General features: G+C 41.2%; 11 protein-coding genes and 1 riboswitch. Of the genes, 3 read left to right on the top strand and 8 right to left on the bottom strand.

The features are described 5' to 3' along the window. Positions 1 to 30: 30 nt before the first annotated feature. The 5 genes from LPA49_RS00545 to LPA49_RS00525 form a co-directional block, all read right to left on the bottom strand. Complete coding sequence (locus LPA49_RS00545; protein WP_180310916.1) at positions 31 to 1,869, bottom strand: TonB-dependent siderophore receptor; 1,839 nt, start codon at positions 1,867 to 1,869, stop codon at positions 31 to 33. A gap of 181 nt (positions 1,870 to 2,050) precedes the next feature. After that, positions 2,051 to 2,602: a DUF4136 domain-containing protein gene (locus tag LPA49_RS00540; RefSeq protein WP_036967710.1), complete on the bottom strand. Its 552-nt coding sequence runs from the start codon at positions 2,600 to 2,602 to the stop codon at positions 2,051 to 2,053. Positions 2,603 to 2,766: 164 nt separating this feature from the next. Continuing rightward, positions 2,767 to 5,553: an ATPase gene (locus tag LPA49_RS00535; RefSeq protein ID WP_180310915.1), complete on the bottom strand. Its 2,787-nt coding sequence runs from the start codon at positions 5,551 to 5,553 to the stop codon at positions 2,767 to 2,769. Next, positions 5,553 to 6,098 carry a hypothetical protein gene (locus LPA49_RS00530; protein ID WP_062564547.1) on the bottom strand — a complete coding sequence of 182 codons (546 nt, stop codon included), beginning with the start codon at positions 6,096 to 6,098 and terminating at the stop codon, positions 5,553 to 5,555. The genes LPA49_RS00535 and LPA49_RS00530 overlap by 1 nt, the downstream gene beginning before the upstream one ends. 2 nt (positions 6,099 to 6,100) lie before the next feature. Continuing rightward, positions 6,101 to 7,375 carry a hypothetical protein gene (locus tag LPA49_RS00525; protein ID WP_036967717.1) on the bottom strand — a complete coding sequence of 425 codons (1,275 nt, stop codon included), beginning with the start codon at positions 7,373 to 7,375 and terminating at the stop codon, positions 6,101 to 6,103. 148 nt (positions 7,376 to 7,523) lie between these two features. Here LPA49_RS00525 and nhaD point away from each other — a divergent pair, with 148 nt between their 5' ends. Together nhaD and lysC are read left to right on the top strand one after the other, a co-directional pair. Further along, a complete protein-coding gene (gene nhaD, locus LPA49_RS00520; protein ID WP_074989311.1) occupies positions 7,524 to 8,771 on the top strand; it encodes a sodium:proton antiporter NhaD in 1,248 nt (415 codons plus the stop codon). Between the two features lie 85 nt (positions 8,772 to 8,856). Further along, positions 8,857 to 9,029, top strand: a riboswitch (Lysine riboswitch). Between the two features lie 81 nt (positions 9,030 to 9,110). Next, entirely contained in the window at positions 9,111 to 10,490 is a 1,380-nt protein-coding gene (gene lysC / locus LPA49_RS00515) for a lysine-sensitive aspartokinase 3 (protein WP_065978684.1), read from the top strand. On the opposite strand, the gene LPA49_RS00510 is transcribed toward lysC, so the two are convergent. Further along, positions 10,467 to 11,207 (bottom strand): 4'-phosphopantetheinyl transferase superfamily protein, encoded by a 741-nt coding sequence (locus LPA49_RS00510; RefSeq protein ID WP_180310913.1) that lies wholly within the window; start codon positions 11,205 to 11,207, stop codon positions 10,467 to 10,469. The two genes, lysC and LPA49_RS00510, sit on opposite strands and share 24 nt — an antisense overlap. Before the next feature lie 148 nt (positions 11,208 to 11,355). On the opposite strand from LPA49_RS00510, the gene LPA49_RS00505 reads away from it, so the two are divergent. Beyond that, positions 11,356 to 12,681: a sodium-dependent transporter gene (locus LPA49_RS00505; RefSeq protein WP_065978682.1), complete on the top strand. Its 1,326-nt coding sequence runs from the start codon at positions 11,356 to 11,358 to the stop codon at positions 12,679 to 12,681. A gap of 131 nt (positions 12,682 to 12,812) precedes the next feature. Here LPA49_RS00505 and LPA49_RS00500 read toward each other — a convergent pair whose 3' ends face one another. Together LPA49_RS00500 and LPA49_RS00495 are read right to left on the bottom strand one after the other, a co-directional pair. Continuing rightward, positions 12,813 to 13,796 (bottom strand): 2-hydroxyacid dehydrogenase, encoded by a 984-nt coding sequence (locus tag LPA49_RS00500; protein ID WP_180311636.1) that lies wholly within the window; start codon positions 13,794 to 13,796, stop codon positions 12,813 to 12,815. Continuing rightward, complete coding sequence (locus LPA49_RS00495; RefSeq protein ID WP_065978532.1) at positions 13,762 to 14,277, bottom strand: glutathione peroxidase; 516 nt, start codon at positions 14,275 to 14,277, stop codon at positions 13,762 to 13,764. The genes LPA49_RS00500 and LPA49_RS00495 overlap by 35 nt, the downstream gene beginning before the upstream one ends. Between the last annotated feature and the right edge of the window lie 14 nt (positions 14,278 to 14,291).

Below are 14,291 nucleotides of genomic sequence, written 5' to 3'. Positions count from 1 at the left end.
TCTTATTGACTGGCATTTTTGGTTTGTGAACTACCAGCTATACGTAGCGCTTAGTGTGTATTGCTCGCCGCGTCCTGGAGTGCCGGGGACTTCTTCGAATGATTCATCCCATATGTTGTCTGCTGCTAAAGTAATAAACACATTTTCAAGCTGAGCTGGAGTGAATTTTAGCGTCAGTTGCGTAAAGAAGGCTTCATCGCTTGAGCGTCTCAGGCGATTGCTGTGCTGTTTACGCCATTCATTATCAATACGCAGTTCAAGTACGTCCATTGGTTGCCAAACTGCACCGAGTGTTAAACGGTGATCTGGATAGTTTAGGGCGTAAAAACTCGCATCAATATCCGCTGCGCCATAATCTTCGGACTTTTCTAAATAGGTGTAGCTGGCAATAAGCTCGGTGGTGTCAAACGACTTATTAGCTAGGAACTCAACCCCTAAAGTATCAATATCAACAGGGTTGGCAAAACGCGCTGAGGTTGCATCAAAGCGGTAGGTCCAGTCAGTGAGGTTTTTATCTTTACGATAAAATATCGCTGAATCTAAGCGCCATGTTTGCTCTTCAATTAGCAAGCCTAACTCGAGGTTGTCGGTCGTTTCGCGCTCAAGGTTGTAGTTACTTCTGAATAAACCACCTGTTTCGCTGCCACCAATCGCTGTATAACCTGGTACTTGAGTTGCCTCTGCGTATGACGCATACCACGTGTGTTCACTGCCATTTTGATTGACAACTTTAAGGCTCGCATCAGCAATGAAGGAGGTATCTGAACGATCACGATTTGTGTTATCAAATGCTACACCCGCACGCACGGTAAGCTGTTTATCAGTAGCAAGTGCTGTTGTGTATTCTGGCAATACGCTTAACTTCGTGTAATTGCGTGAAGTAAAGTTGTTTTCAAGAGAAGTAGACTCAATAGAATCTGCAATAAATTGCCCTGAGTAGTTAATTGCATATGCCGTGTTGAGTGCGTGGCGGCCCGATAACCCCAGTGATTTTACCGTTGTTTCGTGAAAAGCTTCAAAAATAGCGGGGTTTTCACGTGATAATACATAGTGATCGTTATGTTTACGATAATAACCGGTCACTTCAAATGTATTGCTCGCACCGTACAAGTGTTTGTGATTTAACATTACCAAAGTGGTTTCAAGATCTTCGGTTTCATTAAAATTAAACGGCGTGTATAAGTTGGGCCAACCAAAAAACTTTGCTTGTTTACCGAACATTAAATCAGTTTGTGAAGTGTCACTTGCCAGTTGAATGCGTGCCGATGCGCGTTCAAAATCATGGTCACCATTCTTAATAGAACCATCACTTTTTGAATGCGAATACTCACCTTCAAAGCCTAAGCGCCAATCAGGCATGCTCTCAAGCTTTTGGCTGTGCGCTGCATGAATACTCTGTAAGTTAAAGCCATTGCTACCAATCCCTAACGAAGCACTCCCCGTGCTTGTAATAGGTCGCCAGCCAAATGAAACGGTCCCTACAGAGCTATTCATGCCATATAGAGCGTTATCAGCACCGGTTAGAACCGCTGGGCCTGCTAGCATCTGCGGTGCAATAGGAATTTCTGCAAAGTAATGCCCTGACTGTGGATCGAATAAGGTGCTGCTGCCAACACGAAAGCCGGTATTTTCAAAAATACCACCCCGTATCGTCACATCGGCTTGTGCCTCAGCCATATTACGTGATTGTAAGTCGACACGTGGGTCGTATTCTAAATTTGAAACGGGCGCATCAAAGGTGCCAACAGGTTCTTTATTGGCTGTTGCTGATACTTCAACGGTGATTTGTTCAATGTTGTTTGCTTCTTCTGCAAACAGTGAGCAAGTGACGAATAATGCAGGAAGTGTGAAGTGTACCGCTCGTACCATCTAAAACTCTCTTATGATTACTGTGTTGAGAGCAGTGGGGTTAATTACCGTATAAACATGGCAAACCACTGCAAAATTGCGGCTATTGTATCTGAATCACTGAGTTATACCACTCCAACCAGCATTGATTTAGGCATAAAAAAACCGCGAATTAATCGCGGTCTTTTATCGAAACATGTAATTATTGTTTCACTGACTGTGGCGGAAAGTTACTTAAAATATTCGCGACAGTTTCTTTGATCACTTCAGTACGTTTTTCTGGTGACTGGTTCTTTTGTAAACGACCTTCTTTAGCTCCACGCCAAACAAGTTGGTTAGAAGCGCGGTCGACAACATCTAAAATTAATGTGCCTACTTCGTACTCACGCGTTGTTGTTTGCGTGTTGTAGCCCATGCCCCAATAATTCCAGCGTGCGCCATAACCAACATTAAACGTATCTACATCGATTTTAGTATCAACAGATGCATGGTAGTTAATAAGTACATCAGCTTGTGCAACGTCAACCAGTTGCATACCACTTTTTTCAAGTTCAGCATTTACCGCTTCGCGGACACGCTTTTCCATTAATGGACTGATTTGGTAGTTTGCAACATTCTTTGTTAGGCTCGCGTTAGGAACCCACGAGAAAGTTTTATAGTTGCTAAAGTCAGCTGATTTATCGTAATCCCAATCAGGGGTTTTAGCACAAGCCGCTAAAAATAAAACAGCCGTTGCGATTAATAAGTTCTTCATACTGTTTGCTCCTTGGCAAAAATTTCCACTACTTGATTGATAACATAACACAAAAATAATTCAACTGAATGATTATTTAGTTACTATGGCACATTTCAAAAAAAGTAATGTAATAGAATGTAAATATAGTCATCCTTGACTGAATCATTTATTAATTTATGTGATTAGGCGCTGTGTTCGACCTCAATCCAGTCTTTTTCATCGACCCAGTTTTGTGCCCCATCTTTTACTGTCCGAATAGGCACAATGTAGTCACAACTCACTTGTGGCTTAACAGATGCAAAAATTGGCACAAAGCCAAAACTCAAAGCGGTTTCTATTATTGCTTTTTGGTTTTGTGGGTCGATATCCGCCGCTTCATCAATATAAATAGGGATACGGTATAAGTTTTGTTCTTGATCACTTAACAGGTAGCGAATAAACAGCATGCCACATAGTAACTTAATTGTTATACGTGTGCCGTTAGAGCCCGCAGAGTCAATTTTTTCAAAGTGCTCTGTTTCACCTGCACGGTTTACTACCTCAAAGCGAATATCAAATAAATCGGTCAGTGTTAATCCCGCTTTATCTGAAGCGAGCTTAATTAAATGATCTTTTGCTTCGTTTACTGCCGACTCACTGTACGGCTCTTGGCTTAATAAATCGAGAGTATCACCTTGCTCAAACTGGTTTGAGGTACTGATAATGGTGTCGATACTATCAACCAACATTTTTCGCGGGATCACATTGATCTTAAAGGCTTGTAAGTTTGAAATACGATGCTGACTAATGCCTTTGTTAAAGCTATTCATTTCGCGGCGAAGGCGATCTAGGTCTTCACGAAGGCCTTTAATGGTGGCGGCTACTTCGGTAAGGGCAACTCGGCCTTGGCGCTCAACCGCATCGCGTTCGTTATCAATATTGTTAAACGCGCTTATTAGTTTTTCGTACTTAGTGAACTCATCGTTTTCGTTATCGAACTTTGTAATTCCTGCATTGTAAATATGCATGTAGGTATTGCGCACGTTGATATCAAAGTTTCTCAGCTCTTGGCAATCTTTATTAAAATGATGAATGAGATCACTTAAGTTATCAAAATCAATGCTGATTTCGATCATGTACGGCGTTACTTTGCCTGAGTAAAAATCGAGAGTATGGTCAATTCGCTCCGACTTAACTTGACGTAAGCGGTCAGCTTGGCGGGCGAGTAGATCTTTTTTCGATTTGATAATTGAACGACGATCACTAATTGACCCACTGTTTTTTTGGATATCTTGCAGGTAGTCGTCCACTTGTTCGCGTTCAGCATTTAGCTGCTCTTTAAGCAGGGTTTGCGCATCAACAGATTGCTGCATGATTTCAAATTGTTCAAAGCGTTTTAACGCCTCTTCAGAGGCCATTAGCTCATCATAAAGCGCGTCTTTCTCTTTTTGCTTTTGGGCGACATTGGCAGCAACTTCGCGCTGCTGTTTAAACTCTTTTAATGAGTTTTCAAGTGCGGCTAATTGTGCGGTTAATTGCTCTTTGTTTTCGCCAGTTTGCATTTGCACTGGGCTAAGCTTTTTGAGCTTAATCGTTGCACCCGGTAGGGTAAGAATACCGCCTTTTACGTTGGCTGATAATTGCTCTAAAAATTCCCCAAAGGCATCTTCGTCAGTAATCTCGACATCCCCATTGCTGGTGGTCGCAAACGAGAGAATATCGGGATTGAGAATACGCGAAATTTCTTCAACCTCTTTTAAAGACAAGTCTTCACGCATACGAGTAAAGAGGTTGAACTCTAAGTTTTTCAGCTGCAGCTTTAAGCTTTTAATTTGCTTTTGTGTTTCGCTGATGCGGTAATCAAGCGTGTGTAAGCTTTGCCCTTGTGCGCTGTTTAATGAATGCGACAGCGACTCATAGTCCTGCTTAAGCTGGGTAAGGCTTACTTTTAAAGTGGCTTTATTAACCAGTTCAAACTCAGATTTTAATGCTCGGTAGTCTAAAAACCATTGCTCAATTTGCGTTTGTTTGCGTTCAATATCGCGAGACTGTTGAATGTATAACTGTTGCTTTTGTTCAAATTCGTGTTTTTCGTGCTCGATATCTTCAAGGGCAAGATTGAGCTCTGTTAGCTGCTCTTGTTGATAGCTTTCAAAGTCAATTAAAGCTTGGTCAATCTTAGGTGCGTACGCAGCCAGTTTACCTTTTAATACGGTTTGATTTTCAAGCATAGATTCAAGGGCTGCAATAGGCTCTTGCATTGATTCAAGGGCTTTTAACTCGCGTTTGGCACGGTTTACTTTGTCGAATGAGCGACGCCATACTTCATAAAAGTCTACCCGAGAGTTTGACATATGGCGCTCAAACACACGCAGCATAAAGCGTTTAACATCACTGGCACCGAGCTTGTGCAAGTTAAGAATACGGCGGAAGATTTCTTTGTAAATTGCCGAGTCTTGTACGTTATTCAGCGGGATCATTTTTAAATTGATATCGCCATCAAACGGCGTCGCACCACCAGTTAAAAGGGCGTTGAGCTCTTGTGCTTTAAGTTCAATAGGATTGAATCCTTGCTCTTTTAAATGATTAAACAGCTTAGTGAACTTAACAATAGTTTTGCCTTGGGTGTAATGGTCAAGGTGTAGTTTGCCCTGATAGCAAAAAAACTGATGTGCGAATCCTGCAATTTTACCCAAACCAGCAACCCCAATGACTACTGGGCCGTTTGGTAAGTCGGCTTCAAGTAATATATATGATTGGTCGGATGAAAAATAAAACTTTCGGGTTTCATCTAAATCGTGACCATCCCACTCGGTAAGGCGTAAATCATTAATTAGCGGAAACTGCAGGGCATTAATAACAGAGCTTTTACCGGTATTGTTAGGGGCACAAATCGAGCTACTTTTATCAAGCGGGATCACGCATTTTGCATAGCCAGCGGTATTTAATAGCGCAAGCTTACTGAGTCCGTATAGGCTTTGGCTTTGCATTATTCGTCATCTCCTAGGTAGGTTTCTTCGTTTACTTCCATTAATGCATCGATATAACGATAAATAGGGGCTTGTAGCATAAAGCCGTTTTCAACTTCGCGGGCAAGTCCTAAGCGCACCATACGTAGATACACATCTTTACGTAAATCTGAGCCAGAGAAAATTTCAAGTTGATCAAACAAATGTTTATTAATTTGCACAAGGGTTTGCATGAGCTCTAAGTCATTAACTTCGTCGAACAAAGCGCGCATCGGGTCTTTACCTGTGTTGGCATAGTGTTCAATCAAAATGTAAATAGTCAGTGCAATAGCGCGCGAGATCTTGCCCATATTAGGTGTGCTTTCATCGCTGCCAAAGTAGTAATAGCCACGGCTATCGTGTTGTAAATCATGACCGAGTGCATTGAATAGGGCGCGATAAGCATCAATGTGTTGATCAAGCTCTTGCCACATTAAGGTGTCTTGCTCGCTAATGTGATAGCCTGAGGTGAGCTTTTTATTAATCGCTTGTAGATGTGTTAAATCATCTAAATTAATATCTGTCATAGTTATTGCTCTGTTGCTTGTTTGTCATCAGCAGGCGATGAATTAAACGGGTAGAGTGAAAAGTGCTGCTGGGCAATCTTTATTTTTACTTTTTCTTGGCTTTGGCTGATTTCAAGGTCGCCATCGCTAATGAGTTTTTGATATAAAAACAGCATTTCGTCAGCGTCAAGGTCGGGGTAGCTTTCATCTAAGAAACTAAGCAGCGGTTGTGACTTTTTGGTGGCCTTTTTGAAGCGCTTTTTAAACTGTGATTTTACATCGTTGTAATCGGGGATATTAGGGCTTTGGTACGCCGGCACATCTTGATGCTCTGGTAGCTCGTATTCATCGTGCTCAAAGTCAACTAAACCTGCCATATAGGCGATAATATGGCGTTGTTGACCAAGTGAAAAGCGTTGTGAATCAGAAACAAAATTAGGTTGCACGGCGCTCAGCATGTTATCAACGCCATTTTTACGCACAAGCCCAAGTACTTTCGCTGCTTGGCGGGTGATCAAGTTATTACGGCGCAGCTCTTCACGCAGTGGCATTAGCATATCAGCACTTTTACGCAGGCTTTCGCGACCCACTAAATGCATTTCTAAAATACGCGTTCGAAGTTGCTCAAGCATGCGTTTGTCTTGGTATGACTTTCCGAGCCGATCAATTTGTTCAATCTGAAGGCTTATTTGCGTTTCAATGGTGTTAAAACAAGCATGGAAATCGCCGCGTATATCAACCATTTCAAGCATTGGCTCTATGTATTCGTCAAATGCTTCTATAACAGCTTGATAGCGTTTTTGTAGCGATTGTACTGCGTTATTAGCTTTAGCTTGTTCAACAATATTTAAAATAGCGTTTTCGTTATGGCTAAACAGTTTCATTATTTTGCGAACCCGATCATCCATAATTCGGCTAAAGCGACGCAGCTCGTCGTAATCTTCAATTTCTCCGGCTTTTGCTAAGCGGTTGCCCAAGCGTGCTAAGTCATCAACTAATACGTTGATCTCTTGTGCTAAACCCAAATGTTCTTCTTGCAATAAAAAGGTTGCAAAGTCAGCAATTGCGCGGTTGATTTCTAATTGCGAAGATTTTGCCAGTGGAATAATAATATCTTGATTCAATAAACGATTTGTTTCTTTATAAATGCGTTCATTTGACCAGCTTGGCTGTTTTTGTTTTATCGCATTTTGCACGTCTTTTAAGCTGAAATCAGCCATCTTAAAACGTTTAAATAAGAGTTCTAACACCCCCCAATGCTCTGTAAGGGTATTTAATAACTTTTTAGCTGGGATCATACGGCTCCAGTAAATCAAAATTTTGGTGTTAGCGTTTAGTAGTAATTTATGTAATTGAGAATAGTTTTATGACTTAGATGCTGCTAGAATCCGCGCCGAAACACTCGACTTACAATTTTTACATTTTTATAAAGGTTGTTCAAACACCATGGTAACCCCACTTATCCTAACCCTGATAGCGGTGGCATTTTTGCTTATCGTTATAGAGGATATTATCCATGTAAACAAGGCCAAAACGACGCTTTTTTTTGGCACTTTATGCTGGATTATCTTGTTTATCTCTCCAATTCATGGGCAAAGCCCAGAAACTATACAACATCAACTTGATCACAATATTTTAGAAATTGCTACTTTGTGGTTATTCCTAATGGCTGCTATGACCTTTGTTGCTTATTTAAACTCGAAAGGGTTTATTCAAAATATTGTTCACAAAATTATGCCAAATCAAATCAGCGAACGAAAGCTGATGTTTTTGATTGGTGGTTTTGCGTTTTTGTTTTCTTCTATTTCCGACAATATCACAGCAACATTAATTTCGCTTGCAGTAGTGATGTCGCTAAAGCTTGATCCTAAAAAATTAATAAAATACGCGACCCTCATTGTATTCAGTGTGAACTCTGGTGGGGTATCACTTATTACGGGTGATGTAACGACCTTAATGATTTTCCTTGATGAGAAAGTCACCATCGGTAACTTGTTATTGCTTATTGTGCCTTCACTTGCAAGTGTGGCGCTATTGGCTGTTATGCTATCTACGGGGATGTCAGGGAATGTCGTATTCGAAAAACAAGCTGCCCGCCGCATAGAAAAGACCGACATCACCATTGCGGTGATCTTTTTCTCGACGATTATCGCAACCCTAACACTCAGTGTGCTTTATAGTGTGCCACCACTATTAACCTTTTTATTTGGTTTGTCGTTAATGTTTTTAGTGGCGCAATTTTTAATGCGCAAGAAAGACGTTAACAAAAAAATTATTGATTATATTCGTGAAATTGAATACGACACGCTCTTATTCTTCGTGGGGGTATTGCTACTCGTAGGTGCGCTTAAAGAAGTGGGTATGCTGTCTAAATTTACGCACTTATATGAGCTTATGGCGCCTGAGTATGCAAACTACTTAATGGGCTTGTTGTCGGCTGCGGTTGATAACGTGCCGCTAACGGCTGCATTACTGAAAGCCGATATTGTCATGAGCCCTCAGCAATGGTTATCGTTTACCTATGCGACAGGTGTCGGAGGCTCAATGCTTATTATCGGCTCTGCAGCGGGTATTATCGCAATGAGTAAAGTAAAAGCATTAACGTTTATGAGTTATTTAAAAATGTCGCTGTATTTATTAATAGCTTATACAACGGGTTATTATGGCTCATACCTAGCGGGAAGTTTTATTTAATACTTGACAGCTAGACGTCTAAACGATAAGTTTCAAAGCCTGCTTTTTATAGCAGGCTTTGTTATTTTAACCAGGTGTTAACTTAACATTCAGAAGAGGTGCGATACTTAGGTATTTAATGTGAGGTGACGATTGCCAATGACCATTAAAGAGGGAAGTACTCGCCGAGGAAAGTAATCGGTCGTCGCGGTTATTTTTCGGTTTATGGGGCTGAATCCTCAAAACTGTCACCAAACTAGGTGGAGAGCTTCTGGCAGTGGACTACTCTTTTTTATCAAAGCACCCCTTGCCGAGTTCTTCTTGAATTAATGTGGATTGTTACCCACAAAAGGAGACGACATGAATACCCAATTAGCCGCCAACTCGAAATCAGATTATGTAGTTGCAAAATTTGGTGGCACCAGTGTAGCTAACTTTGACGCCATGAGTCGTTGTGCAGAAATTGTCTGTGCAGATAATCAAGTACGCGTTGTTGCAGTGAGTGCAAGTGCGGGCGTAACCAATCATTTAGTTGCACTGTGTAAAGGTGATTTAAGCGCAGCACAGCGCGATGAACACATCACAGGTGTTATTGCTATTCAAGAAAATATTTTAGCCGAGCTGTCGCTGGATGCTGATTTAGCTCATGGCTTTGATGAAACCTTAAAAGCATTTCAAACGCTTGCAGCAGCAGGGGCTAAATCGGCCGCTGAGCAAGATGAACTGCTGAGCTTTGGTGAGCGCCTGTCATCTTATTTATTTACTCAAGTACTGCGTGGTCAGGGCTTAGATGCTGTGCGATTTGATGTGCGTAAAGTCTTAAAAACAGATAGTCAATTTGCAAAAGCTACCCCAAACATTGCTGCAACAGCCGCGGCAGCGCAAAAACATTTAGTGCCCTTATTAGCAGAACAAGTTGTGGTAACCCAAGGCTTTATTGGCAGTGATGAGCATAACCAAACAACCACGTTAGGCCGTGGTGGTTCTGACTACAGCGCGGCATTGCTTGCAGAAGCAATTAACGCTAAAAGTGTGCATATTTGGACTGATGTAGTGGGTATTTTCAGTACAGATCCGCGTTTATGTGTAAAAGCCACGCCTATTGCTCGACTAAGCTTTGACGAAGCCGCTGAAATGGCAACCTTTGGGGCAAAAGTATTGCACCCCGCGACTATTTTACCGGCAAGTCGCAGCCATATTAGCGTGTTTGTTGGCTCAAGCCGTGAACCGCAATTAGGGGGCACATGGATTGAAAAAGAAAAGTCAGAGCAGCCTGGTATTCGAGCAGTCACACAGCGTAAAAACCAAATTCTTTTAACGGTTAAAAGCCCAGAAATGCTTTTAGCCAGTGGTTTCTTAGCGCGTGTTTTCACTATTTTAAGTGAGTTTAATATCTCGGTTGATTTAGTAACAACCTCTGAAATCAGTGTGGCAATTACCTTAGATAACGCACCTAACGCATCACGCCCAGAGCTTGATCAAGCCTGTTTAGATAAACTCTCTGAGTTTTGTCATGTATCGGTTGAGAATAACTTAACGTTGGTAGCATTAATTGGTTCAGAAATTCAATTACGTCAGCAAGAAACTAACTTAATGCAGGTATTGAGTGATTTTAATATTCGCTTAATCTGCCATGGTGCAAGTAAACATAACCTGTGCTTTTTAGTTGAGCAGAGTGAGTCTGACCTTGTTGTTCAAGCTATTCATAGTCGTTTATTAGAAAGCCAAAACGCGGCGTAAGTCGTCAAATGTCATAAAAGAGCACTGCCAGTCAGTGCTTTTTTGTGCCACCACGCTAATATCAAAATCATTTACGGTTCGGCTTGATGCGGTCAAGCTATGTTTTTCAATTTCCTCAAACACATTTGGGCTCAAGAGCTTAGCGATAGGCTGTGCAGTTGCTTTGGCCAACGCTTCTTTGAGTGTCCAAATTCTAAAAAAACACCCAGCTTGCTCGTTTATATCGTTAAAGGCGCTAATTAGGTTGACTTCTTCTTGGTGATAAAAGTGTTTGGCAAGTTTTACAAAGGGGCGTGTTTTTGTGTAGTGTTCAATATCGAAACCAAATTTATGTTGCTCAGGGTTGAGTGCTGCGCCGATAAAACCACGCGAATGCGATAAACAGGCCCAAATGGGCTCACCCTCAGGCGTGTGTAGTTTAAGCTTGCTGTCTGCGTCATCAAATTGGCTTGAAATGTCGCAAAGAGGTGTGTTTTTAAATGCTGGAACGCTGAGCTTTAATAAATACTTAAGTGTTAACCGTGTGGCAATGTACTCTTGTTTTGCTGCTTGTACTTTGCGCTTTGCAAGTACGCTTTGCTCAAACTGGCTGAGTAATTTACTAACCGGCAGGGCACTAATATCGATATGTGAAGCATCCACAAGTACGATTTGTTTATCAGCTGAACTTACTGCTGAATCAATTTTTAAAGTGTTAGAAAAATAGTGACTGCTCATGGTTTGCGGCTTTCGCATATACTCAGAATTAGATTTGTTTATTTTTACAGCAAATGCACGGTTGCAGGCACACACAAACGCAAATTGTTTACGCAGTTGACTGTAATTATGGTTTAATGAGGAAAAATAATAACAGAAATGTAGATGTATGGCACAAGTTCGTGACGGCTTCCAAAGTCGTATTGGTTTTGTTCTCGCCGCTTCTGGTGCGGCAGTAGGTTTAGGTAATATTTGGGGTTTCCCAACGCAAGCGGCAAACCATGGCGGCGGTGCATTTTTACTTGTTTATTTTATTGTTATTTTCTTATTAGCGCTTCCAGCCTTGTACACCGAACTGTATTTAGGTCATCAAGCGCAAGCAAATCCTGTTAAAGCGTTATCAAGTGCATGGCAAGATACCTCGCCAAAAGTCGGTGCCGCAGCGGGTTACATAGGCCTATTTGGCGCCATTGTGATGCTAAGTTTTTATTCGATTGTTGCAGGTTGGATGCTTGCATATGCGCTTGAACCAATCGCTAGCTTTTTTGGTTTAGCTAAGCTCAGTGACTTTTTACACAGTGATTCAATGGCGCGCAATTTTGTGTTTACGCCACTCATGCTTATCTTAACAGCCAGTATTATTTTAAAAGGGGTTAAATCGGGTATCGAGACCTGGTCACGCCGCTTAATGCCACTATTGTTAGTGTTGCTGGTGGCTTTAATTGCTTATATTGCCACCCTTGATGGCGCAATGGATGGCTTTGCTGCTTATTTAGTGCCTGATTTTAGTCAAATTTTCGATGCAAACTTAATTATTGCCGCGATGGGGCAAGCGTTCTTTTCATTGTCGTTAGGTGTGGGGTGTATGATGGTATATGGCTCATATTTAAAGCCAGACGCCAACTTACCAAAACTAACAGGCACGGTTGCATTGCTTGATACGGGGGTGGCATTTTTAGCAGGGTTATTAATTATTCCTGCCATTTTTGTTGCTCAGCACAACGGCGTTGAGGTATTCAGTAATGGTAAGCTAGTCGGTGAGGGGCAATTAATTTTTGCAATATTACCTGAGCTTTTTAGCACTATGGGGCAAGTAGGCTTACTGGTTGGCTTGTTGTTTTTTGTGTTGATGTCGATTGCATCGGTGACCTCAACTATTTCATCAACTGAAATTCCTGTCGCATTTTTAGTTGAAAATCACAGCATTGAGCGTAAACAAGCCACGTTATTTGTAACCTTAGTTGTGTTTGTTGCTTCATCTTTGATCATTCTTAACTTTGATTGGTTATTTGGCTTAGTGATTATGGTATTAACACAATACCAATTACCGCTGATGGGGCTGTTTTATTTCATTACTGTAGGTTGGTTATGGAAACGTGGTAACAAATTACACCAAGTGGCGAGTGGCCCACATTATTGGTTCGCTCAGTACATTCGTTTTGTGTGTCCGTTACTGATGACCGCAGTGTTCGTGAATGTGGCGCTGTTGAAATAAAACTATCAGCTTTAATTCGAGAGTCACTTGTTTAAAAGGCGTAGGGCGCAAACCTTACGCCCTTATTGTTTAAGTGCATAGAGTTATTTTAAGAGCATAGAACTATTTTAAGCGCATAGAGTTAAGCGCATTTAAATAACTTCATTAGTCAGTGGCAAGCCTTGGCTTAACTCATTAGCACTTTGCAGTGTGGTGCAAGCTATTTCGTTAAGGGCTTCTTGAGTGAAAAAACCTTGGTGACCTGTAACAAGTACGTTTGGGAAACTGACTAAGCGAGAAAAAATGTCATCCTGCATAATTTCTTCACGGTGATCTTTAAAGAACAGTTCTGATTCTTGTTCGTAAACATCAAGCCCCAGATAGCCAATTTTTTTTGATTTTAGCGCATTGATACAGGCTTTACTGTCTAGTAGCGCACCGCGTGAGGTGTTGATTAGCATGACACCTTCTTTCATTTTTTCAAATGCAGCTTCATTAATTAAGTGATGGGTATGCTCATTTAGTGGACAGTGCAAAGAAATGACATCACTTTGCGTGAGTAGGGTATCTAAGTCACATAGCGTAAATGGCCCTGCTTTTACTTTAGGATCACACACTAAAACGTTAGCGCCAAAACCATTTAAAATATTTACCAGTGCTAAGCCAATTTTACCACAGCCAATAATGCCAATGGTTTTTTTAAATAGGTTAAAGCCGAGTAAGCCATTTAAATCAAAGTTGCCTTCGCGAACGCGATTAAATGCTTTATGTGTTTTGCGATTAAGTGTCAACATGAGCGCAATACAATGCTCTGCAACTGCTTCTGGGCTGTAAGCGGGTACGCGGCAAACTTTTATTCCATGCTCTTTGGCGGCTTCAAGGTCAACATTATTAAAGCCAGCACAGCGTAATAAAATGGCTTTAACACCATCGTTCGCTAAAGCAGAAATGACGTGTTTATCAACGGTATCGTTAACAAACACGCATACAGCATCAAAACCTTTGCTTAATGGTGCGGTTGTTATATTCAGTGATTGCTCAATGAAGCTCAGAGAAACAGACTCACTGTAATTAGTTGAGTTATTGTCAAAGAAGGGTTTCTCATATTTTTGCGCACTGAATAAGGCCAGCTTTATCATTTAAATTACTCTCTATCACCATTTTGAGGGTTTCAGGTTTGGTACGCGGGGCGTACCGTGCAATGAGTTGACCTTCTGAGTTTATAAGAAATTTGGTGAAATTCCATTTAATTGCGCGGTTTTGCGCAATTCCACGTGTATGGCATTTTAAATAATTAAATAACGGATGCGCCTCAGGCCCATTAACGAGCACTTTATTAAAAAGAGGAAAGCTTACATTAAAGTGTTGCTGGTAATACGCTAATAATTCTCCACCTTCGAGTGGCTCATTATGACCAAATTGGTTACAGGCAAAACCCAGCACAGTAAAATTATGGTCTTTATATGTGTTGTAAAGTTTTTCGAGACTTGCCATTTGCATCGAAAAATTACATTTACTGGCAATGTTAACAATAAGAGTGGTTTTGCCTTGTAGCGACGCAAGGCTAAAATTTTCACCAGACGCAAGCTGGGCATTAAAACGATATATACTATCCATGTTTTACCTGTGTG

It is taken from the genome of Pseudoalteromonas sp. MB41, assembly GCF_020966275.1.
Lineage (GTDB): Bacteria > Pseudomonadota > Gammaproteobacteria > Enterobacterales > Alteromonadaceae > Pseudoalteromonas > Pseudoalteromonas lipolytica.
The sequence above is the reverse complement of the archived record's forward strand: the minus strand, read 5'-3'. Positions and strand labels throughout refer to the sequence as shown.

Bases quoted from the DNA above. Each gene is read 5' to 3' on its own strand.
- LPA49_RS00510 (WP_180310913.1), bottom strand. From the start codon at position 11,207: ATGAGCAGTCACTATTTTTCTAACACTTTAAAAATTGATTCAGCAGTA.
- lysC (WP_065978684.1), top strand. From the start codon at position 9,111: ATGAATACCCAATTAGCCGCCAACTCGAAATCAGATTATGTAGTTGCA.
- LPA49_RS00495 (WP_065978532.1), bottom strand. From the start codon at position 14,277: ATGGATAGTATATATCGTTTTAATGCCCAGCTTGCGTCTGGTGAAAAT.
- LPA49_RS00505 (WP_065978682.1), top strand. From the start codon at position 11,356: ATGGCACAAGTTCGTGACGGCTTCCAAAGTCGTATTGGTTTTGTTCTC.
- LPA49_RS00545 (WP_180310916.1), bottom strand. From the start codon at position 1,869: ATGGTACGAGCGGTACACTTCACACTTCCTGCATTATTCGTCACTTGC.
- LPA49_RS00540 (WP_036967710.1), bottom strand. From the start codon at position 2,602: ATGAAGAACTTATTAATCGCAACGGCTGTTTTATTTTTAGCGGCTTGT.
- nhaD (WP_074989311.1), top strand. From the start codon at position 7,524: ATGGTAACCCCACTTATCCTAACCCTGATAGCGGTGGCATTTTTGCTT.
- LPA49_RS00525 (WP_036967717.1), bottom strand. From the start codon at position 7,375: ATGATCCCAGCTAAAAAGTTATTAAATACCCTTACAGAGCATTGGGGG.
- LPA49_RS00530 (WP_062564547.1), bottom strand. From the start codon at position 6,098: ATGACAGATATTAATTTAGATGATTTAACACATCTACAAGCGATTAAT.
- LPA49_RS00535 (WP_180310915.1), bottom strand. From the start codon at position 5,553: ATGCAAAGCCAAAGCCTATACGGACTCAGTAAGCTTGCGCTATTAAAT.